This window comes from Pseudomonas sp. ASL3, assembly GCF_056680425.1.
Genome location: NZ_CM155281.1, coordinates 3,727,145 through 3,747,864, shown reverse-complemented (window position 1 = coordinate 3,747,864; position 20,720 = coordinate 3,727,145). Strand labels below are relative to the sequence as shown.

The 20,720-nt window shown below is 57.8% G+C and carries 20 protein-coding genes and 2 pseudogenes; 12 read left to right on the top strand and 10 right to left on the bottom strand.

Translation table 11 applies throughout. From position 1 onward, the window contains the following. Positions 1 to 8 precede the first annotated feature (8 nt). From scpB to AC1MEE_RS17335, 5 genes and pseudogenes are all read left to right on the top strand, one after another. Positions 9 to 782: an SMC-Scp complex subunit ScpB gene (gene scpB, locus AC1MEE_RS17355; protein WP_480410826.1), complete on the top strand. Its 774-nt coding sequence runs from the start codon at positions 9 to 11 to the stop codon at positions 780 to 782. 329 nt (positions 783 to 1,111) lie between these two features. After that, positions 1,112 to 2,156, top strand: a pseudogene (gene rluB / locus AC1MEE_RS17350) (23S rRNA pseudouridine(2605) synthase RluB); the annotation flags it as partial. Between the two features lie 86 nt (positions 2,157 to 2,242). Beyond that, positions 2,243 to 2,527 (top strand): annotated as a pseudogene (locus AC1MEE_RS17345) (23S rRNA pseudouridine(2605) synthase RluB); the annotation flags it as partial. 325 nt (positions 2,528 to 2,852) lie between these two features. Next, the gene (hppD, locus tag AC1MEE_RS17340) at positions 2,853 to 3,935 is read left to right on the top strand and encodes a 4-hydroxyphenylpyruvate dioxygenase (protein ID WP_480410825.1); all 1,083 of its coding nucleotides are present in this window, start codon (positions 2,853 to 2,855) and stop codon (positions 3,933 to 3,935) included. 257 nt (positions 3,936 to 4,192) lie between these two features. Beyond that, positions 4,193 to 5,614 carry an amino acid permease gene (locus tag AC1MEE_RS17335; protein WP_480410824.1) on the top strand — a complete coding sequence of 474 codons (1,422 nt, stop codon included), beginning with the start codon at positions 4,193 to 4,195 and terminating at the stop codon, positions 5,612 to 5,614. Between the two features lie 100 nt (positions 5,615 to 5,714). Here AC1MEE_RS17335 and AC1MEE_RS17330 read toward each other — a convergent pair whose 3' ends face one another. Further along, positions 5,715 to 6,116 carry a type II toxin-antitoxin system MqsA family antitoxin gene (locus tag AC1MEE_RS17330; protein WP_480410823.1) on the bottom strand — a complete coding sequence of 134 codons (402 nt, stop codon included), beginning with the start codon at positions 6,114 to 6,116 and terminating at the stop codon, positions 5,715 to 5,717. A gap of 2 nt (positions 6,117 to 6,118) precedes the next feature. After that, positions 6,119 to 6,415: a type II toxin-antitoxin system MqsR family toxin gene (locus tag AC1MEE_RS17325; protein ID WP_480410822.1), complete on the bottom strand. Its 297-nt coding sequence runs from the start codon at positions 6,413 to 6,415 to the stop codon at positions 6,119 to 6,121. Between the two features lie 178 nt (positions 6,416 to 6,593). On the opposite strand from AC1MEE_RS17325, the gene arfB reads away from it, so the two are divergent. Continuing rightward, a complete protein-coding gene (gene arfB, locus AC1MEE_RS17320) occupies positions 6,594 to 7,007 on the top strand; it encodes an alternative ribosome rescue aminoacyl-tRNA hydrolase ArfB (RefSeq protein ID WP_480410821.1) in 414 nt (137 codons plus the stop codon). A gap of 38 nt (positions 7,008 to 7,045) precedes the next feature. Here arfB and AC1MEE_RS17315 read toward each other — a convergent pair whose 3' ends face one another. The 7 genes from AC1MEE_RS17315 to phhA form a co-directional block, all read right to left on the bottom strand. Then, positions 7,046 to 8,254 carry an MFS transporter gene (locus tag AC1MEE_RS17315; RefSeq protein ID WP_480410820.1) on the bottom strand — a complete coding sequence of 403 codons (1,209 nt, stop codon included), beginning with the start codon at positions 8,252 to 8,254 and terminating at the stop codon, positions 7,046 to 7,048. Between the two features lie 182 nt (positions 8,255 to 8,436). Further along, the gene (locus AC1MEE_RS17310; RefSeq protein ID WP_480410819.1) at positions 8,437 to 8,856 is read right to left on the bottom strand and encodes a profilin; all 420 of its coding nucleotides are present in this window, start codon (positions 8,854 to 8,856) and stop codon (positions 8,437 to 8,439) included. Between the two features lie 226 nt (positions 8,857 to 9,082). Next, a complete protein-coding gene (locus AC1MEE_RS17305) occupies positions 9,083 to 9,262 on the bottom strand; it encodes a hypothetical protein (RefSeq protein WP_480410818.1) in 180 nt (59 codons plus the stop codon). Positions 9,263 to 9,393: 131 nt separating this feature from the next. Further along, positions 9,394 to 9,540 (bottom strand): hypothetical protein, encoded by a 147-nt coding sequence (locus AC1MEE_RS17300; protein ID WP_480410817.1) that lies wholly within the window; start codon positions 9,538 to 9,540, stop codon positions 9,394 to 9,396. Positions 9,541 to 9,754: 214 nt separating this feature from the next. Next, positions 9,755 to 10,945: an amino acid aminotransferase gene (locus AC1MEE_RS17295; protein ID WP_480410816.1), complete on the bottom strand. Its 1,191-nt coding sequence runs from the start codon at positions 10,943 to 10,945 to the stop codon at positions 9,755 to 9,757. Continuing rightward, entirely contained in the window at positions 10,945 to 11,301 is a 357-nt protein-coding gene (locus AC1MEE_RS17290) for a 4a-hydroxytetrahydrobiopterin dehydratase (RefSeq protein WP_480410815.1), read from the bottom strand. Before AC1MEE_RS17290 ends, AC1MEE_RS17295 begins: the two co-directional genes overlap by 1 nt. Positions 11,302 to 11,315: 14 nt before the next feature. Further along, positions 11,316 to 12,107: a phenylalanine 4-monooxygenase gene (gene phhA / locus AC1MEE_RS17285; protein WP_480410814.1), complete on the bottom strand. Its 792-nt coding sequence runs from the start codon at positions 12,105 to 12,107 to the stop codon at positions 11,316 to 11,318. A gap of 265 nt (positions 12,108 to 12,372) precedes the next feature. Between phhA and AC1MEE_RS17280 the strand changes: the two genes are divergently transcribed. Further along, on the top strand, positions 12,373 to 13,980 hold the full coding sequence (locus AC1MEE_RS17280) for a sigma-54-dependent transcriptional regulator (protein WP_480410813.1): 1,608 nt from the start codon (positions 12,373 to 12,375) through the stop codon (positions 13,978 to 13,980). 234 nt (positions 13,981 to 14,214) lie between these two features. Here AC1MEE_RS17280 and AC1MEE_RS17275 read toward each other — a convergent pair whose 3' ends face one another. Beyond that, positions 14,215 to 14,481, bottom strand: coding sequence for a DUF2790 domain-containing protein (locus AC1MEE_RS17275; RefSeq protein ID WP_480410812.1), 267 nt, complete (start codon positions 14,479 to 14,481; stop codon positions 14,215 to 14,217). A gap of 406 nt (positions 14,482 to 14,887) precedes the next feature. On the opposite strand from AC1MEE_RS17275, the gene acs reads away from it, so the two are divergent. From acs to AC1MEE_RS17250, 5 genes are all read left to right on the top strand, one after another. Beyond that, complete coding sequence (gene acs / locus AC1MEE_RS17270; protein WP_480410811.1) at positions 14,888 to 16,843, top strand: acetate--CoA ligase; 1,956 nt, start codon at positions 14,888 to 14,890, stop codon at positions 16,841 to 16,843. A gap of 686 nt (positions 16,844 to 17,529) precedes the next feature. Then, entirely contained in the window at positions 17,530 to 18,306 is a 777-nt protein-coding gene (locus AC1MEE_RS17265; RefSeq protein ID WP_480410810.1) for an ABC transporter substrate-binding protein, read from the top strand. Between the two features lie 95 nt (positions 18,307 to 18,401). After that, positions 18,402 to 19,091 carry an ABC transporter permease gene (locus AC1MEE_RS17260; RefSeq protein ID WP_480410809.1) on the top strand — a complete coding sequence of 230 codons (690 nt, stop codon included), beginning with the start codon at positions 18,402 to 18,404 and terminating at the stop codon, positions 19,089 to 19,091. Beyond that, positions 19,088 to 19,786 carry an ABC transporter permease gene (locus tag AC1MEE_RS17255; RefSeq protein WP_480410808.1) on the top strand — a complete coding sequence of 233 codons (699 nt, stop codon included), beginning with the start codon at positions 19,088 to 19,090 and terminating at the stop codon, positions 19,784 to 19,786. Before AC1MEE_RS17260 ends, AC1MEE_RS17255 begins: the two co-directional genes overlap by 4 nt. A 51-nt stretch (positions 19,787 to 19,837) precedes the next feature. Continuing rightward, positions 19,838 to 20,602: an ABC transporter ATP-binding protein gene (locus tag AC1MEE_RS17250; RefSeq protein ID WP_480416258.1), complete on the top strand. Its 765-nt coding sequence runs from the start codon at positions 19,838 to 19,840 to the stop codon at positions 20,600 to 20,602. Positions 20,603 to 20,720 lie beyond the last annotated feature (118 nt).

The following is a 20,720-nucleotide window of genomic DNA, read 5'->3' as shown; positions in this document are numbered from 1 at the left end:
CAAAAAAAATGAATTTGAACGAGCCGCGCGAGCTGGCACCCCTGCTCGAAGCCTTCCTGTTGGCTTCGGGTAAACCGCAATCGCTGGAACGCCTGTTCGAATTGTTCGAGGAGGGCGAACGTCCCGAGCCACCTGTGTTCAAGAAAGCCCTGCAATTGCTGGGCAAGTCTTGCGAAGGTCGCGCCTTCGAACTCAAGGAAGTCGCCTCCGGGTATCGCTTGCAGATCCGCGAACGGTTTGCGCCGTGGGTCGGGCGGTTGTGGGAAGAACGGCCGCAGCGTTATTCCCGGGCGATGCTGGAAACCATGGCGTTGATCGCCTATCGCCAGCCGATCACTCGGGGCGAGATCGAGGATGTGCGCGGCGTGGCGGTCAACAGCCATATCGTCAAAACCCTGTTGGAGCGCGAGTGGATCAGAGTCGTCGGTTACCGTGACGTGCCCGGCAAACCGGCGATGTTCGCCACCACCAAGGCGTTTCTCGATCACTTCAACCTGAAGAACCTCGACGACCTGCCTCCATTGGCGGATCTGCGTGAACTGGAGCCGGAACCGATTCTCGATTTCGATGACGCCCCCGTACCCGCCAGCTTGCAAGCCCTGGCCGACGCCAGCCTCGACCCGGACGCCGAACCGGAGCCACCGCGGGATGAAACCAGCTTCCGTAGTTTGCTGGTCGAGCTGGATTCGATGGAGTTGGGTCTGAAGACTGACTTTGATGATTTGTTGCGGCAGGAAGATGTGGATGAGCCTGAGGAAGATAAGGGCACTGATCCCCTGTAGGAGCTGCCGAAGGCTGCGATTGGCTGCGAAGCAGCCGTGTTTTTGAGGTCGCTGAAAATCGTGCCGATTTTATCGCAGCCTTCGGCAGCTCCTACAGGGATTGCATACACCAGGGCCATCCCCCATGAGTTGCCCAAAGCCCACTGCATCAGCGTCTGCACGTTCGATAAGGCCGACAAACGCAGCCACCGGTCGGCGGAAAAAGAAGTGAGGCGCTGCTTTTGCACTAGTCTCTGATGCGCAGCAAGCGCCTTGAGCGTATCATTCGCGACCTTTTGGCGATTCATCCTCGCCATCAGCTTTAAATCGACACACCGGGAGGTGCCCAGATGAGTGAACAAGACAAGCAAGACAGCCAGGAAGTTGGCCCAGCAGGCGAAAAACTGCAAAAGGTTCTGGCGCGCATTGGCGTAGGTTCTCGCCGTGACGTAGAAGCCTGGATCAGCCAAGGCCGGATCAAGGTCAATGGCAAAGACGCGACCCTCGGTCAACGCGTCGATCTGCACGATGCCATCAGCGTCGATGGTCGTGTGATCAAGCGCGAAGAAGCGGCCGAAACGGTCCGCCGCGTCATCATGTACAACAAACCGGACGGTGAAATCTGCACCCGTGACGACCCTGAAGGTCGCCCGACGGTGTTCGATCGCCTGCCGCGCCCCAAAGAAGGCCGTTGGGTCAACATCGGTCGTCTGGACATCAACACCACCGGCCTGCTGATGTTCACCACTGATGGTGAGCTGGCCAACCGCCTGATGCACCCGTCTTTCGAGATGGACCGTGAATACGCGGTCCGTGTGCGTGGCGAAGTCGATGACGACATGCTGCTGCGCCTCAAGAACGGCGTGCTTCTGGAAGATGGTCCGGCCCGTTTCACCGACATCCAGCAAGCGCCGGGCGGTGAAGGCTTCAACCACTGGTATCACTGCGTGGTGATGGAAGGCCGTAACCGCGAAGTGCGTCGTCTGTGGGAATCCCAGGGTCTGGTGGTCAGCCGTCTGAAGCGCGTGCGTTACGGTCCGGTGTTCCTCAACTCCGACCTGCCGATGGGCCGCTGGCGCGAAATGAGCCAGTACGAAGTCGACGTCCTCAGCGCCGAAGTCGGCCTGACGCCTGTCGCTCAGCCGCAGATGAATGCCAAGACCAAAGACAAACTCGAACGCTTGCAGCGTCAATCGTCCCGCCCACTGGGCAAGGGCGAGCGCGTGCGTACGTTGCGTCCGGCCAATCCGGCTCCGGCGGGCGAGCGTGCGAACCGTCAACCGCAAGTGACCGGCAGCGAGCGTGATCGTCCGCGCTCGGAAGGCAATCGCGATCAGCGTCCTGCAGCACCGCGTTCGGATTCGTCGAGCCGTGGTCCGCGTCCTGCTACCGGGCGTTCCGGCGCTGCTGGCGAGACCAACCGTCCGTTGCGTGGTCGTAGCGAAGGTGCCGATCGTCCAGCGCGCAAGCCGCGTGAAGACGGCGACAGCGCTCCGCGTACCCCGCGCAGTGATTCTGCCGAGCGGTCTCCGCGTGCACCGCGTGGTGATTCTCCACGCACGCCGCGCCCTGCTGCCGGTCGTTCCGACAGCCGTGGCACGCCAGTGGCCGAGCGTCCAAGTGATGTGAGCAAGCGTCCGAACAAGCCTAAGCAGCAGCGTCCGGGCATTGTTCTGGTGGATAACGACAAGCCTTCGGGCAAGCGTAATGGTCCACCGGCAGGCTCTGGCCAGCGTCCTGGCTTTGGTCGTCGCAAGCCGCAGTAATCGTCCGGCTTTCAGCTAGCGGACACTAAAAAAGCGCCAACCGAGAGGTTGGCGCTTTTTTTATGGGCGGCAGAAAACGACTTCAGCCGTTGACTCACCCTCGACACCACCGACTTGCGATGGAAACTTTATGATCCGCCTCGTAAATAAAACGTTACATATTCGACGCGGAAAACCTCGGGAATAGAGCTGCGTGCAGGAGTGTAAGGAAAAGCTGCCGGGTGCGTCGTGTCGGACGAGGTTTTGCCCGAAGCAGCAGCTTGTTCCGCCCGACCGGGAAGGGTGTGATGCACCCAATCGCTGTACCCATAACAAAGGAGGCGCAATGAACGCCGTGATAAAAATAGAGCAGCACAACCCGATTGGAACTGATGGTTTCGAGTTCGTTGAATACACCGCGCCGACAGCCGAGGGTATTCAGCAACTGCGCGAATTGTTCGTCGCCATGGGGTTTACCGAAACCGCCAAGCACCGCAGCAAAGAAGTCTTTCTGTTCCAGCAGAACGACATCAATTTCGTCCTCAATGGCAGCCCTGTCGGCCATGTGCACGAGTTCGGTCTCAAGCACGGGCCAAGCGCCTGTGCCATGGCGTTTAGGGTCAAAAATGCCAGTCAGGCCGCCGCCTACGTCGAGTCCCAGGGCGCGAAACTGGTGGGCAGCCACGCCAACTTCGGTGAGCTGAATATCCCCTGCGTCGAGGGTATCGGCGGCTCGTTGCTGTATCTGGTCGATCGCTATGGCGACAAGAGTATCTACGACGTGGACTTCGAGTTCATCGAAGGTCGTTCGGCCACCGACAACGCCGTCGGCTTGCGTTTTATCGATCACCTGACGCACAACGTTCAGCGCGGCCAGATGGATGTCTGGTCGGGTTTCTATGAGCGTATCGCCAACTTCCGCGAAATCCGGTACTTCGATATCGAAGGCAAACTCACCGGGCTGGTGTCCAGGGCCATGACCGCCCCTTGTGGCAAGATTCGGATTCCGATCAATGAATCGGCCGACGATAAATCGCAGATCGAAGAATTCATCCGTGAATACCATGGCGAAGGCATCCAGCATATTGCCCTGGCCAGCGACGACATCTACGCCACCGTGCGCCAGTTACGGGCCAACGGCGTGGACTTCTTGTCGACGCCCGATACCTATTACGCCAAGGTCGATCAACGGGTTGCCGGCCATGGTGAGCCCACCGCAGTCCTGCAAGAGCTGAAGATTCTGATCGACGGATCGCCGACCGAAGACGGCATTCTGCTGCAGATTTTCACTCACACAGTGATTGGTCCGATTTTCTTCGAAATCATCCAGCGCAAAGGTAATCAAGGTTTCGGTGAGGGCAATTTCAAAGCCTTATTCGAATCCATCGAGGAAGACCAGATCAAGCGTGGCGTGCTGTCAGCCGATTGATTGACCGACGCAGCTGACCGAACGCACAGGTTTGCAGCGAGCCCGGTCGGGCTCACAGGTGTACAATGCGCGGCGTTTTAACTGTGGCTCAACTGCGTACCCGCGCATTCCTGCGGTATCGCGCCTTGCCTGGTTCTACCGGTGCACAGGTGGGGACCCAACAAACTCAGGGCCATACGCCTTGTTAAGCTCCGTTGCGTCACGAGCGCAACGGGTTCGATTTCGTCACAGATAAGAATAACCAGGTGACCTTTCCTATGAGTGGACAAAACTCGCATTCGGGCGAGCTGAAACGCGGCCTGAAAAATCGTCATATCCAGCTGATCGCGCTGGGTGGCGCCATTGGCACAGGCTTGTTCCTGGGTTCGGCAGGCGTGCTTAAATCTGCTGGCCCGTCGATGATTCTCGGCTACGCCATTTGCGGTTTCATCGCCTTCATGATCATGCGCCAGCTCGGCGAAATGATCGTCGAAGAGCCGGTGGCCGGTTCCTTCAGCCACTTCGCTCACAAATACTGGGGCGGCTTTGCGGGCTTCCTTTCCGGTTGGAACTGCTGGGTGCTGTACATCCTGGTGGGGATGTCGGAGCTGACGGCCGTCGGCAAATACGTGCACTACTGGTGGCCGGAGATCCCGACCTGGGCATCGGCAGCCGTGTTCTTCGTGATGATCAATGCGATCAACCTGGCCAACGTCAAAGTGTTCGGTGAGGCGGAATTCTGGTTCGCGATTATCAAGGTGGTGGCGATTGTCGGCATGATCGCCCTGGGTAGCTACCTGCTGGTCAGCGGCCATGGCGGCCCGCAAGCGGCGGTCAGCAACCTGTGGGAACACGGTGGCTTCTTCCCCAATGGCGTCAAAGGTCTGGTGATGGCATTGGCGATCATCATGTTTTCCTTCGGCGGTCTGGAAATGCTCGGTTTCACTGCGGCCGAAGCCGACCAGCCAAAAACCGTGATCCCCAAGGCGATCAATCAGGTGATCTACCGGATCCTGATTTTCTACATCGGCGCTTTGGTGGTGCTGTTGTCGTTGACCCCATGGGACAGCCTGCTCACCAGCCTTAATGCGTCCGGCGATGCCTACAGCGGCAGCCCTTTCGTGCAAGTGTTCTCAATGCTGGGCAGCAACACCGCGGCGCACATCCTCAACTTCGTGGTCCTGACCGCAGCGTTGTCGGTGTACAACAGCGGCACCTACTGCAACAGCCGCATGCTGGTCGGCATGGCCGAGCAGGGCGATGCACCCAAATCGCTGGCGCAGGTTGATAAACGTGGTGTGCCGGTTCGGGCGATCGCGGTCTCGGCACTGGTGACCTTCGTTGCTGTGGTGCTCAACTACCTGGTTCCGCAAAATGCGCTGGAACTGCTGATGTCGCTGGTCGTGGCCACGCTGGTGATCAACTGGGCGATGATCAGTTACTCGCACCTGAAATTCCGTCAGCACATGCTACGTACGAAGCAGACGCCACTGTTCAAGGCGCTGTGGTATCCGTACGGCAACTATCTGTGCCTGGCCTTTGTGGTGTTTATCCTTGGCATCATGTTGCTGATTCCGGGCATTCAGGTGTCGGTCTACGCGATTCCGGTCTGGTTGCTGGTGATGTGGGTCTTCTACAACGTGAAAAACAAACGCAGCGCTGCCGCCAACCTGGGGCAGGCGAGTTCGGTCTTGAAATAAAGGCTGTGGCGTGACGAAAAACCCGGCCCTCACCAAGGCCGGGTTTTTTGTGCGGCAAGCAAAACCCGGTTGGGGGGATGTATCAACCGGGTAAAAGCGCTTATGCCATCCTGACTTCGCTCAACAACTCGGGGTGACGATCAAGCACCTTGAGCAGCTTCACCAGCGCCAATGGCGGCTTGGTCTTGCCATTCTCGTACCGCGAGAACGCATTGACGCCACCGCCGAAAATCTCCGCCGCCTCACGCTGGTCGAGCGCGAGTTTTTTACGGACCGTGGTGATAAAGCCCGGATCGACAATGGAGGCGTTTATCTGCTTGTTGAACGCCAGCATCGCCGTGCTGACTCGGGTCGATTCGACGACATCAAGAACGGTCTCGCCGCAGGCCGGGCAATAGTCGCCGGTGACGGACGGAATCACTGTCGATTCATTTTTGTAGGTGTATGGCATATCGCGGGTGTCATGCACCAGTTCAGCCGCTGCACACGATGGACATTTCATGTTCATAACTCCTTGAAGGACACGATGAGTACATCATCAATGACCGTGAGTTTTAGGTAGACCTCTCCGGCAACGCTGGTGTGCCGGTACACGTCCTGCCAAATCTTATGGTCGGCGTGCGTGGTCATGCTCTTGTAGAAGTCTGCCGGGGCCAGTGCCATGACAACGCCGACAATGCCTTCAAAGTCGAAGCCGAGCGCCGCTCCGCCAGCCAGCGCTGATCCGGTTGACCGTACCTTGCCGGCTTCGATCAAGGCTTTGACAAGGGGTAGCTTGCAGTGAGGTGTTTTTTTCTCCATGGATCGAAACTAACCTACTTGGTTTATTTTGGCAAGTTGGTTAATGGGCTGTTGGGCGATTTGAGCCCGTGGAACAGGCAAAGAAAAGCCGGACAAATAAGGCCGGGTTTTTTGTGCGGCAAGCAAAGGCGAGCCTCAGCGGTTATCCTGAGCGCCTTCGATTGTGTGTAGTGCTTTTATGCTGGTGATTTCCAATAATGTGCATCTGCCCGATGCCGAGATCGAGTTGACCGCCATCCGCGCCCAGGGTGCCGGAGGGCAGAACGTCAACAAGGTCTCGAGTGCGGTGCACCTGCGCTTCGACATCAATGCCTCGTCTTTGCCGCCGTTCTACAAGGAGCGTTTGCTGGCGCTGCGTGACAGCCGTATTACCAGCGACGGCGTGATCGTGATCAAGGCCCAGCAATATCGCACTCAGGAACAGAACCGTGCCGATGCGCTGGAACGCCTGAGCGAACTGATCATCAACGCGGCCAAGGTCGAAAAGAAACGACGCCCGACCAAGCCGACCCTGGGCTCGAAGAAGCGTCGCCTGGAAAGCAAAAGCCAGCGCGGCAGCATCAAGGCCGGGCGCGGGAAGGTGGATTTCTAGTCAGACTGTGGGAGCAGGCTTGCCTGCGAACAGCGATGTCATGTCCTCTGTGCGTGCATATGCCTGGCCTGTCGGTACAGATAAACGCTGAGCACCAACCCTGTCATGGCCGCCAGGGCGGCGAACAGGAAGATCGAGGCAAAGCCGAAGCCGGCAGCAATCGCGCCAGCGACCGGCCCGGTGATGCCAAGGGACAGGTCGATGAACAGCGAATACGCGCCCACTGCTGCTCCACGATTGGAGGCTGGCACCAGATTCACCGCCTCGACACCCAGCGCCGGGAACACCAGCGAGAAGCCGAAACCGGTGAGCGCGGCCCCCGCCAGAGCCAAGGCCGGGGTGGGTGCGAGCCATAACAGCAGCAAGCCCAGGCTTTCCACCGACAGGCAGGCAATCGCCACCCGAAAGCCGCCCAGACGGTTGATCAAGTTGCCGAACAGCAAGCGTGCACCGATAAAACAGGCGCCGAACAGGCTCAGGCACAGCACCGCGTTCGACCAGCTGTGGCTGGCGTAATACAGGGTGATGAAGGTGGCGATGGTGCCAAAACCAATCGAGCCCAGTGCCAGTCCCGTACCGTGCGGCAGCACTCGGCCCAGCACGTGCAGAAAAGGCAGGCGCTCGCCATGGACAATCGGCGCGGCCTGCTTGGGCCAGGCCAGCGCCAGACCCAGGCCGGCCAGCAATATGATGCTTACCCCCATGCTCCATAAACCGAACTGATGCACCAGCAACACGCCCAGCGGTGCGCCAATCGCCAGTGCGCCATAACTGGCGATGCCGTTCCAGGAAATGACTTTGGCGGTGTTTTGCGCGCCGACCCGGCCGATCCCCCAGCCAATCGAGCCGGACCCCACCAGACTTTCCGCGCTGCCCAACACCAGTCGACCGACGAACAGGCAAATCAGGCTAAGCATCGGCAGGCTTTGCAGCCAGGCCGAAATCAGCATGAACACGCCACTGAGTCCGCAACCGGCCAAACCGTACAACACGGCTTTTTTACTGCCGCGGTTATCGATAATGCGGCTCGAATAAGGACGGCTGAGCAGGGTGGCCAGGTATTGCACACTGATCACCAGGCCGGCGGCTACGGCGCCAAATCCCAGGTCGCTGTGCACGTAGCCAGGCAAGACGGCCAGCGGAATGCCGATGTTCAGGTAACCGATAAAGGTGAACAGGACGATAGAAACGACCTGCAGCGTGACCGTCATAGGTCGTTGCAAGTCGTCGCGCTGGGTGTCTGGCATGGGTAAAAGTCCACGGTTGCGGCAGGATTGGGTGATGCGCAAGGTGTTTTGCAAGAGACGTTTCAGCTTGAGGCGCGCTCAAGGCTGCCTATGATAGCGGCGGTTGAAGCAATGCTGTGGGGCGTGATGAAAAAACTCTGCAATAAACGCTCTATGACGTGCTGCTACTGAAAAGTGAGGCGTTATTTTCTGTCGTTCCGGTCAGCTAAGGAGTTGCTCCTTACGGGCGTTGCCGTTGTGCGCTCGATCAACTGAGCAACTTTGATCGCGGCGACTGCCGAATGGATCTTTTCGTCATGGATGGCGATGATCAGCGCCTCGTGGGTGAGGGCCATCAAACAGCCCTTGCGCCCACACTGGCCGTAGATAAAGGTCGAATAACAGCGCTGCACCCGATATTGCTCATCGGCGATGCCGAGGCTGATTTGCGGGCCGGTCTTGATTTGTCTGAAGTGGGTGATGATGCACAACGCCTGTTCGCGGGTGATGGCGAACTCAGGGGTTGCAGCCAGCACTTGGCCATTGAGGTCATGGATCGAGGCTTGTCTGAGGCCTTCGGCCAACAGAGCGTTTCTCAGGTAAGAATCCCATTTATCGAACATTATTCAGCCCTCGCGCAGAGGACGGCTGAACGCTCGACACGGCCGTAGGAGTTGGGGGCAGTCCCTGCCATGGTGAACCCTTGCGAGCATCCCTCTCGGTAAATACAGAGAATAATTCGTCCGGGAAAACAGGCGATGTCATCTGTCGGAATTCATATTCCTGGCTTTTTTTCAGGGGCAATCGAGGGGTGGTTCAAGGGTAAAGCGGACGCGGCTCGGGACAGGTTCAGTCTTTGGCGGGGGCGATCAGTTGGGTGGTGACAAGAGCTGCCAGCGCGTTTTCCTGAGTGCCGAAGCGCTTGAGCAATGCAGCCTGTTTTTCCGGGCTGAGGCGGATCCAGATGTCGATCATTTTCTCAGTGGTGTCCATAACGACGCTGGCTTGGGTGTCGGTGAGGTCGGTCATGGCAGTTTCACTTGTTTTGTTCAGGTGCGCGCTGCAATGCGCAGCCGGGGAGGGGGCGTTGAGTGGGCATAACAGACCGTATGGAAACAGGCGCAGAACACTGGTTTGGCATACGGCCTGAATAGTTGCCGTCAGTCTTGGCGTTTGGCGCTACGTCTGTCTTCGGGCTTGCTGGTGCTGGCCTTCAACTCGGCTTGTTGGCCGCGCTCTTGTTGGGCCGTGGTGGTCTGCTCTGGTTCATGCAGGCTTGGGTAGGGGAAGTTTGGGATTTCATGCATCGTCGTCGCTCCTCGCAAGATCTGATTGAAGGTTGCTGGAAAGATCAGTGCTTTAAAAAAGCTTGGGCAGGATACAGCACTGGAAATGGCAAACAGACTTTTTATAACGTCCATTGGTCATTTAGCGACAACCTGCTATGGGTGGAAAACCCTGATAGCAGAAAGCTATCGCGCCCATTAAGGGCGCGATGCTCGAAGCAGTAAGCGATCAGTTTCAGCAAACGGCGGCGATGGCCTGAGCCAGCAGGTCGAGGCGCGAGGCGTCGATACCGGCGATGTTGGCGCGGCCAGCGCTGACCAGATACACGCTGTGTTCGTGGCGCAGCCGCGCAACTTGATCATCGTTCAAGCCGGTGTAGGAGAACATGCCGCGCTGCACGCCGATATGGGCGAAACGCTGACCCAGACCCAGCGGTGTCAACGCCTCGACCAAGCCGGCGCGCAGTTGCGCAATGCGCCCGCGCATCTCTTCCACTTCGTCGACCCACAGGCTTTTCAGCTCGGGATCACCGAGGATCTCGGCAACGATGGCTGCACCATGATCAGGTGGATTCGACCACAGGTTGCGCGCGGTCGCGGAGAGTTGGCTGCGCACGTCCAGTAGTTTCTCGGCAGTGCTGGCGCACACCAGCAGGGCGCCAGTGCGTTCGCGGTAGAGGCCGAAGTTCTTCGAGCAGGAGCTGGTGATCAGCAGCTCGGGCAATGCATCTGCGAACAGCCGCACTGCCCAGGCGTCCTGTTCCAGGCCGTCGCCAAAACCCTGATACGCGAAATCGATCAATGGCAGCAGATTGCGGCTGCGCACCACGTCCAACACATGCCGCCAATCATCCTTGGACAAGTCGAAGCCGGTGGGGTTATGGCAGCAGGCATGCAACAGCACGACGTCGCCATGGGGCACCTGATTCAAGGTGGCGAGCATGGCGTCGACATTCAGGCGGTTATCGCTACCCACATAAGGGTAGTGACTGACCTTGAGCCCGGCTGCGGCAAAGATGGTTTCATGGATCGGCCAGGTCGGGTCGCTCAGCCAGATGCCGCGCCCAGGCAGGCAGTCAGCAATAAAGTCAGCACACAAACGCAAGGCGCCAGTGCCGCCCGGGGCCTGGGTCGCGCCGACGCGCTGGCTTGCCAGCAACGGCGAATCCTTGCCCAGCACCAGCTCGCTGATCAGCGCGCCGAAGCGAGACTGGCCATGACCGCCGATGTAGGTTTTGGTGGTCTGCTTGTCCACCAGGCGCTGCTCGGCCAGCTTGACCGAGCGCAGGATCGGCGTCAGGCCCAAGGCGTCTTTATAGACGCCCACGCCGAGGTCGAATTTGTTCGGGTTCGGATCAACCGCGTAAGCCTCGATCAACCCGAGAATCGGGTCGCCAGGCACTCGCTGGATGTCGTTGAAATGCATTACTTGCGGCCCTCGGCGCCTTTGGCCACTTCGTCAGTTCGCGCGGCCATAATGAAGTCGTTGCGGTGCAGCCCTTTGATCGAGTGGCTCCACCAGGTCACGGTCACTTTGCCCCATTCGGTGAGCAAGCCAGGGTGATGGCCCTCGGCTTCGGCAATTTCGCCGACAGCGTTGGTGAACGCAAGCGCGAACTTGAAATTCTTGAACAGGAAGACTTTTTCCAGCTGCATCGCGCTGTCGCGTACTTCGATGTTCCAGTCCGGGATCTGCTTGATCAGAACAGGCAATTCTTCATCGCTGACGTGTGGGGCGTCGGCGCGGCAGGCTTCGCAATGGGCTTGGTTAAGAGTGCTCATAAAAGGGTTCCTGATCAGGCAGCTTTGGTTTTCGGTGGGAATTTGGGTGCATGCAGGCCCAGCTGCATACCTTGCTGGACCATGCCCATGATGTCTTCGTGGGCCAGGTCGAATAGCCGTTTCAGGTCCGGCAGGACAAAATACAGCGGTTGCAGAATGTCGATCCGATACGGCGTGCGCATCGCATCCAGCGGGTCGAACGCCTGATGTTCAGGGGCGGACGACAGGCTGTAAACCGTTTCTTTGGGAGAAGAGAGGATGCCGCCGCCGTAGATCCGACGGCCCTGTGGCGTGTCCACCAGGCCGAACTCGATGGTCATCCAATACAGGCGTGCCAGGTAGACCCGCTGTTCCTTGGTCGCGCTCAGGCCGAGCTTGCCGTAGGTGTGGGTGAATTCGGCAAACCACGGGTTGGTCAGCAACGGGCAATGGCCGAAGATCTCGTGAAAGATGTCTGGCTCTTGCAGGTAATCAAGCTCTTCTTCGCTGCGAATAAAGGTCGCTACCGGGAACTGTTTGTTCGCCAGCAATTCGAAAAAGGTCTGGAAGGGAATCAGTGCCGGGACGCGGGCGACTTGCCAGCCAGTGGCCGCCGCGAGCACTTTGTTGACCTCGCCCAGTTGCGGGATGCGGTCATGGGGCAGACCCAACTGCTCGATGCCATCGAGGTATTCCTGACAGGCACGGCCTTCGATCACCTTCAATTGGCGGGTGATCAGAGTATTCCACACCGCATGCTCGGCAGGCGGGTAGTCGATAAAGCCGTTCGCGTCGGGCTCGCGAGCCACGTATTGCGTATGCGACATGCTGCTCTCCTGTGGGATTCGTTGTTTTTATCTAGAGCGGTTATGGCTCTAGAAATAACTCAAACGATCGGTCTCGACAGCAGGTGGAATAGACTGTTTCCTACAGAATAGCTCGTATTTCGTAACGATAACTTTACGAAATGCCGGCAGCGCCGTAATTCTTGAGCCGGGATGATGGGATTTGTTCGCTGGCTGTCACATAATCGTGACGATTAACTGAGGCACACCACAAAAAAACAGCCCGGCAAATAGGATCGAACCGTTCATGCGCATCAAAGTGCACTGCCAAAACCGCATCGGCATCCTTCGCGACATTCTTAATCTGTTGGTCGAATACGGCATCAACGTGGCGCGCGGTGAAGTGGGGGGCGAGCATGGCAACGCGATTTATCTGCATTGCCCGAACCTGATCAATCTGCAGTTTCAGACCATGCGTCCCAAGTTCGAGGCGATTGCCGGGGTGTTTGGGGTCAAGCGGGTAGGGCTGATGCCTAGCGAGCGGCGGCACATGGAGCTCAACGCGCTACTCGGGGCGCTGGAGTTTCCGGTGCTGTCCATCGATATGGGCGGTTCCATCGTCGCGGCCAACCGCGCGGCCGCGCAGCTGCTGGGCGTGCGTGTCGATGAAGTGCCAGGGATTCCGCTGTCGCGTTACGCCGAAGATTTCGACTTGCCGGAGTTGGTCCGCGCCAACAAATCGCGGATCAACGGGCTGCGGGTCAAGGTCAAGGGTGATGTGTTTCTCGCCGATATCGCGCCGTTGCAATCCGAACACGATGACAGCGAAGCCATGGCAGGCGCTGTATTGACCTTGCATCGGGCAGACCGGGTTGGCGAGCGTATCTACCATGTGCGTAAACAGGAATTGCGCGGCTTCGACAGCATCTTCCAGAGCTCGAAAGTCATGGCCGCCGTGGTTCGTGAAGCCCGACGCATGGCGCCGCTGGACGCGCCCTTGCTGATCGAAGGTGAGACCGGCACCGGCAAAGAGCTGCTGGCGCGCGCCTGCCACCTGGCCAGCCCGCGTGGGCAATCGCCGTTGATGGCGCTCAACTGCGCCGGGCTGCCGGAATCCATGGCTGAAACCGAGTTATTCGGCTACGGTCCTGGTGCGTTCGAAGGCGCGAGGGCCGAGGGCAAGCTTGGGTTGCTTGAACTGACCGCAGGCGGCACGTTGTTTCTCGATGGCGTGGGCGAGATGAGCCCGCGCTTGCAGGTGAAATTGCTGCGCTTTCTCCAGGACGGTTGTTTCCGTCGGGTCGGCAGCGACGAAGAGGTTTACCTGGATGTGCGGGTGATCTGTGCCACTCAGGTCGATTTGTCCGAACTGTGCGCCAAGGGCGAATTCCGTCAGGACCTTTACCATCGGCTCAACGTGCTGTCGCTGCATATCCCGCCACTGCGCGAATGCCTGGACGGCTTGCCGCCGCTGGTGGATCACTTCCTCGACCAGGCCAGTCGCCAGATTGGCTGCCCTTTACCGAAACTGGCCCCCGCCGCCATGGAGCGTCTGAGCCACTACCACTGGCCCGGCAACGTGCGGCAACTGGAGAACGTGCTGTTCCAGGCGGTTTCCTTGTGCGAGGGCGGTATCGTCAAAGCCGAACATATTCGCCTGCCTGATTACGGCGTGCGCCAACCGCTGGGCGACTTTTCATTGGAGGGCGGGCTGGATGAGATTGTCGGGCGATTCGAAAAGGCGGTGCTGGAGCAGCTTTATTCGCAGCACCCGAGCAGTCGCCAATTAGGTAAGCGGTTGGGGGTTTCGCATACAACGATTGCGAACAAATTGCGCGATTATCAGGTGGGCAAAAATGAGAAAGATCAGAACGCTTTGTCGCCCGCCGAGTCCATTTCGAGGGGGATGCTTTAAAGGTTGTTAACAGAAAAAATGTTAAACGGCACGTCTCGAAAAAAACGGGTCGATAGTGGAATTGGTTAAAGAATGAATGCGTATAAGAACATGCGCTGAAAGAGGGGGTTGTTCTATTAAGAACAAGGGCTGAGGTGTTCGATTGAATAATCAAGCGTCTATAGCGAAATTCAAAAAAGTTACGCCTCGCTGGAGGGCTCCACGAGGCGTTGGCTTGCTTCGGAGACGGCCTGATCAGCCATCGATGCAACCGTTACCCAAAACGCGATACTCAAGCACATGCTCTTTTCCTTTGGAGTCTTCGTAAGTCATGCGCGCAGGCACCACTTCACACACGTTGGGAATGGTGCTCATCGAAATGACTTTGGCGATATCCAGGTGCATCGAGTAAGTGTATTGCTCTACCGGTAGGTTGGCGTTTGTTACCGCTTCAGGTGTTTCAGCAGCTATGGCCGAGGCGCAAAAACCACTCATGGCCAATATCAAGAGTGCAGCTTTCATGACTCACTTCCTTATTGCAGTCGTGAGGGGAAACCTGGCTCTTGTGAAGCCAGGTGTGTCACGAAGTTTACAAGTGGATTAACAGGCCTTTGTGGGGGCGATTACGTGTTAATCATTTGCCGGTTGGCGAGGTTGATTCTAGGCCGCTTTAGCGGTTTTATATATGAACAGAACGGATAAACACTATTGATGAAACCTGCAACAATCGCAGGGAACAAAAGGGTGTCGTGAGTGCCCTGAGCGGTGTTCATCGCCGCGAGTCTCGGAACCTGCTGTCAGGGAGCGGTTGAAGGCGTATGGTATTGGGTCCCCTTTGACCCGGTAAGACCATCGTCGAATTGTCTGAACGGGGTGGGACCTATACAACTGGACCATAAAACAACAACTGTCCACCGAGGTAACAAAGATGAGTGCGGCTTCCGTATATCCCGTTCGTCCTGAGGTTGCGGCCACAACGCTGACCGATGAGGCGACCTACAAAGCCATGTATCAGCAGTCGGTGGTCAACCCCGATGGTTTCTGGCGCGAGCAAGCCCAGCGTCTGGATTGGATCAAGCCCTTCACCGTGGTCAAGCAGACCTCCTTCGACGATCACCATGTCGATATCAAATGGTTCGCTGACGGCACGTTGAACGTTTCCTACAACTGCCTGGACCGTCATCTGGCCGAGCGCGGTGATCAGATCGCAATTATTTGGGAGGGGGACGATCCTTCCGAGCATCGCAACATCACCTACCGCGAGCTGCATGCAGAAGTCTGCAAGTTCGCCAACGCCCTGCGTGGCCAGGATGTGCACCGCGGTGATGTGGTCACTATCTACATGCCGATGATCCCCGAAGCTGTGGTCGCCATGTTGGCTTGTACCCGGATCGGCGCGATTCATTCGGTGGTGTTCGGTGGCTTCTCTCCCGAAGCGCTGGCCGGGCGGATCATCGATTGCAAATCGAAAATCATCATCACCGCCGACGAAGGTCTGCGTGGTGGCAAGCGCACAGCGTTGAAGGCTAACGTCGACCTTGCGCTGACCAACCCGGAAACCGCCAGCGTGCAGAAGATCATTGTCTGCAAGCGCACGGGCGGCGATATCGCCTGGCACCAGCATCGCGACATCTGGTACGAAGACCTGATGAAGGTCGCGTCCAGCCATTGCGCACCGAAAGAAATGGGCGCCGAAGAAGCGCTGTTCATTCTTTACACCTCCGGCTCTACCGGCAAGCCGAAGGGCGTGCAGCACACCACGGGCGGCTATCTGGTTTACGCCGCTATGACTCACGAGCGCGTGTTCGACTACCGTCCGGGCGAAGTCTACTGGTGCACCGCGGACGTGGGCTGGGTGACCGGTCACAGTTACATCGTCTATGGTCCGCTGGCCAACGGCGCTACCACCTTGTTGTTCGAAGGGGTGCCTAACTATCCGGACATTACCCGCTTGTCGAAGATCATCGACAAGCACAAGGTCAATATCCTCTACACCGCACCGACCGCGATTCGCGCCATGATGGCCGAAGGCACGAAAGCTGTAGAGGGTGCAGACGGTTCGAGCCTGCGTCTGCTGGGTTCGGTCGGCGAGCCGATCAATCCGGAAGCCTGGAACTGGTACTACAAAACGGTTGGCAAAGAGCGCTGCCCGATTGTCGATACCTGGTGGCAAACCGAAACCGGTGGTGTGCTGATCAGCCCATTGCCGGGCGCGACCGCTCTCAAACCCGGTTCGGCGACACGTCCTTTCTTCGGCGTGGTGCCAGCACTTGTGGATAACCTGGGCAACCTGATCGAAGGCGCTGCTGAAGGCAATCTGGTGATTCTCGATTCCTGGCCGGGTCAGGCTCGCACGCTGTTCGGCGACCACGACCGTTTCGTCGACACCTATTTCAAGACCTTCCGTGGCATGTACTTCACGGGCGACGGCGCGCGCCGTGACGAAGATGGCTACTACTGGATCACCGGGCGTGTGGATGACGTGCTTAACGTTTCCGGGCACCGCATGGGCACCGCTGAAATCGAAAGCGCCATGGTCGCCCACCCGAAAGTCGCTGAAGCGGCTGTGGTCGGCGTCCCTCATGACCTCAAGGGCCAGGGCATTTATGTCTACGTTACCCTCAACGGTGGCGAAGAGCCGAGCGAAGCACTGCGTCTGGAATTGAGGAACTGGGTGCGCAAGGAAATCGGCCCGATCGCCTCGCCGGATGTTATCCAGTGGGCGCCGGGGCTGCCGAAAACCCGTTCGGGCAAAATCATGCGTCGTATCCTGCGCAAGATCGCCACCGGCGAATACGGTGCCTTGGGTGATATCTCAACCCTGGCCGATCCGGGAGTGGTGCAACACCTGATCGATACCCACAAGACCATGAACGCCGCCTGACCCCAGGCTGACACACGCCCCGCCCGGTGCATGCCGAGCGGGGCGTTTTTGTATGTGATGTCGTGTGATGTGGATCTACCTTAAACCTGTGGGCAGGCTTGCAACTACGCGTCCCGCTGCGAAAGCGGCGTACCAGACACACCGCGTCAGGCCATTCGCAGGCAAGCCTGCTCCCACAGAGGGTTGGTCAGAATGAGATATATATCGGCTTCGCCGTGAGAACCTTCCCTTTGTTACCGAGGCCCGGTCTGGTAACCAAATGTGTAACCGCCTGCTTTTCTTTCGGGGCCATGAGGAACGTTTTCTCTTGGTTTGGTACTTTTTTTCAACGTCTAAAAACATGCCGACACGCCAGGCTTGCCGGAATAGAGGCCTTTGCCAATAATGGGCCCGTTATTTGCTTTATGGATAGGTTTTATGTCTTTTGGCTCTGCATAGTCTGCAAGGGCTGTCAATATTTCCGGTCAGCTTTCTCGGTGCTTCTGTAACTAGTTGTCGCATTGAAGAAATATCGACTTCGGGCCTCTCGTTAAAATGCCGACCACTCGCTAAAGACTTCTCGTGTGGCTTTTTTGTGTGAAAGGTCCGACACGACCAGCCTGGCGTCGCTACCCTTGTTTACCCTTCGCATATTGGGCCGTTGCTCACTCTGCCATTTGTCGGCCTATACCGATGGAGTCCTAATAATGAAGAAACTCATGCTTCTCGGCGCCCTGGCGCTGTCCGTGTTGGCGCAGCCGACGTTTGCCGATGAAAAGCCAATGAAAATTGGTATCGAGGCTGCTTACCCTCCATTCGCCTCCAAAGCACCGGACGGCAGCATCGTTGGTTTCGACTACGACATCGGCAATGCGCTGTGTGATGAAATGAAGGTCAAGTGCACATGGGTCGAGCAGGAGTTCGATGGTCTGATCCCAGCACTGAAAGTACGCAAGATCGACGCCATCCTGTCTTCGATGTCCATCACGGACGATCGCAAGAAGTCAGTTGATTTCAGCAACAAGTACTACAACACCCCCGCACGTCTGGTCATGAAAGACGGTACGGTCGTCAGCGCCAGTCTTGCTGAGCTCAAAGGCAAGAAGATCGGTGTGCAACGCGGTTCGATCCACGACCGTTTCGCTCAAGAAGTACTGAAGCCGCTGGGCGCTGAAATCAAACCTTATGGCTCGCAGAACGAGATTTACCTGGACGTCGCCGCTGGTCGTCTCGATGGCACCCTGGCTGACGCGACCCTGTTGCAGGACGGTTTCCTCAACACCGACGCGGGCAAAGGGTATGCCTTCGCAGGCCCGGCGTTCACCGATGCCAAATACTTCGGCGACGGCATTGGTATCGCTGTACGCAAAGGCGATAGCGCAGATCTGGACAAGATCAATGCTGCCATCGTTGCCATTCGTGCCAACGGCAAGTACAAGCAGATCCAGGACAAATACTTCAACTTCGATATCTACGGCGAGTAAATACGCCGCGTAACGCCCGCAATGGCGCAAGCAGCAGTGTCTCTGGACTGTCTGATTTGCGCCATTTTTCATTCTCACGCTTGAGGACCTGAATCATGTTGAAAGGCTACGGGGCTGTCATCCTCGATGGCGCATGGCTGACGCTACAGCTCGCCTTGTTGTCCATGGCCCTGGCTATCGTCCTCGGGTTGATTGGTGTGGCATTGCGTATGTCGTCAGTGCGTTGGCTGGCCTGGCTGGGCGATCTGTATTCCACGGTGATTCGCGGGATTCCCGATCTGGTGTTGATCCTGCTGATTTTCTACGGCGGTCAGGACCTGCTCAATCGGGTCGCACCGGTAGTCGGCTACGACGACTACATTGATTTGAATCCGCTGCTGGCGGGTATCGGCACACTGGGTTTCATCTTCGGTGCGTACCTGTCGGAAACCTTTCGCGGGGCGTTCATGGCCATCCCCAAAGGCCAGGCTGAAGCCGGCATGGCGTACGGGATGAGCAGTTTCAAAGTGTTCTTCCGGATTTTGGTGCCGCAGATGATTCGCCTGGCGATCCCCGGGTTTACCAATAACTGGCTGGTATTGACCAAGGCCACCGCGTTGATTTCCGTGGTCGGTCTGCAAGACATGATGTTTAAGGCCAAGCAGGCGGCAGATGCCACCCGCGAGCCATTCACTTTCTTCCTTGCAGTGGCTGCGATGTATCTGGTTATCACCAGCGTGTCGTTGCTCGCTCTGCGTCACCTTGATAAGCGCTACTCCGTAGGCGTAAGGGCGGCTGATCTATGATCTTCGACTACAACGTCATTTGGGCAAGCTTGCCGCTGTACGCGGGTGGTCTGCTGATCACCCTCAAGCTGTTGGCCATCTCGCTGCTGTTCGGTCTGCTCGCCGCCTTGCCGTTGGGCTTGATGCGCGTGTCGCAGAACTCTTGGGTCAATATGCCTGCCTGGCTGTACACCTACGTGATCCGGGGCACACCGATGCTGGTGCAGCTGTTTTTGATCTACTACGGACTGGCCCAGTTCCAGGCGGTGCGCGAGAGCTTCCTTTGGCCATGGCTGTCCAGCGCGACGTTCTGCGCCTGCCTGGCGTTCGCCATCAACACCAGCGCCTACACCGCCGAAATCATTGCCGGTAGCCTCAAGGCGACACCGGCGGGCGAGATCGAAGCGGCCAAGGCCATGGGCATGTCCCGGGCGAAAATGTACCGGCGGATTCTGCTGCCATCGGCCTTGCGCCGGGCGCTGCCGCAATACAGTAACGAAGTGATCATGATGCTGCAGACCACCAGTCTGGCGTCCATCGTGACCTTGATCGATATCACCGGCGCAGCGCGTACGGTCAACGCCCAGTTTTATCTGCCGTTCGAGGCGTATATCACCGCTGGCGTGTTCTATCTGTGCCTGACCTTCATTCTGGTGCGACTGTTCAAGATGGCCGAACTCCGCTGGCTGGGCTACCTCGCCCCGCGCAAGGCTTGAGTCATGAACCGCACCGATCATTTGACTGACTGCTTTGTGAGAACCGAAAGCATGAACAAACTGGAAGTCCAAGACCTGCATAAACGCTATGGCAGTCATGAAGTGCTCAAGGGCGTGTCCCTGACGGCCAAGGCTGGGGATGTGATCAGCATCATCGGCTCTAGCGGCTCAGGCAAAAGCACCTTTTTGCGCTGCATCAACCTACTCGAACAGCCCCACGCAGGCAAAATCCTGCTGAACAACGAAGAGCTGAAGCTGGTGGCAAACAAGGACGGCGGGCTGAAGGCCGCCGACCCGAAACAGCTGCAGCGCATGCGTTCGCGCCTGTCCATGGTGTTCCAGCACTTCAATCTCTGGTCGCACATGACGGCCATGGAAAACATCATCGAAGCGCCAATCCATGTGCTCGGTATGTCGAAAAAAGATGCGCTGGAAAAGGCCGAGCATTACCTGGCCAAAGTCGGCGTGTCGCACCGCAAGGACGCCTATCCTGGGCACATGTCCGGCGGCGAGCAGCAGCGTGTCGCGATTGCCCGCGCGTTGGCGATGGAGCCGGAGGTCATGCTATTCGATGAGCCGACTTCGGCGCTTGACCCGGAACTGGTCGGCGATGTACTCAAGGTGATGCAGGCGCTGGCACAGGAAGGGCGGACCATGGTGGTGGTCACTCACGAAATGGGCTTTGCTCGTGAAGTGTCGAACCAATTGATCTTCTTGCACAAGGGCATGGTCGAAGAGCGCGGCGATCCTCGTGAAGTGTTGGTCAACCCGCAGTCGGAACGCCTTCAGCAGTTCTTGTCCGGCAGCTTGAAGTAATCGAAGCGTTTTTGACGATGCCTTTCGCACCAAAACAGGTCATGCTCCGCGTCGCTTGATGCATGACCTGGTTTCACCTGATACAGATCGAGCACACTGATGCTCGACCCACAACCGC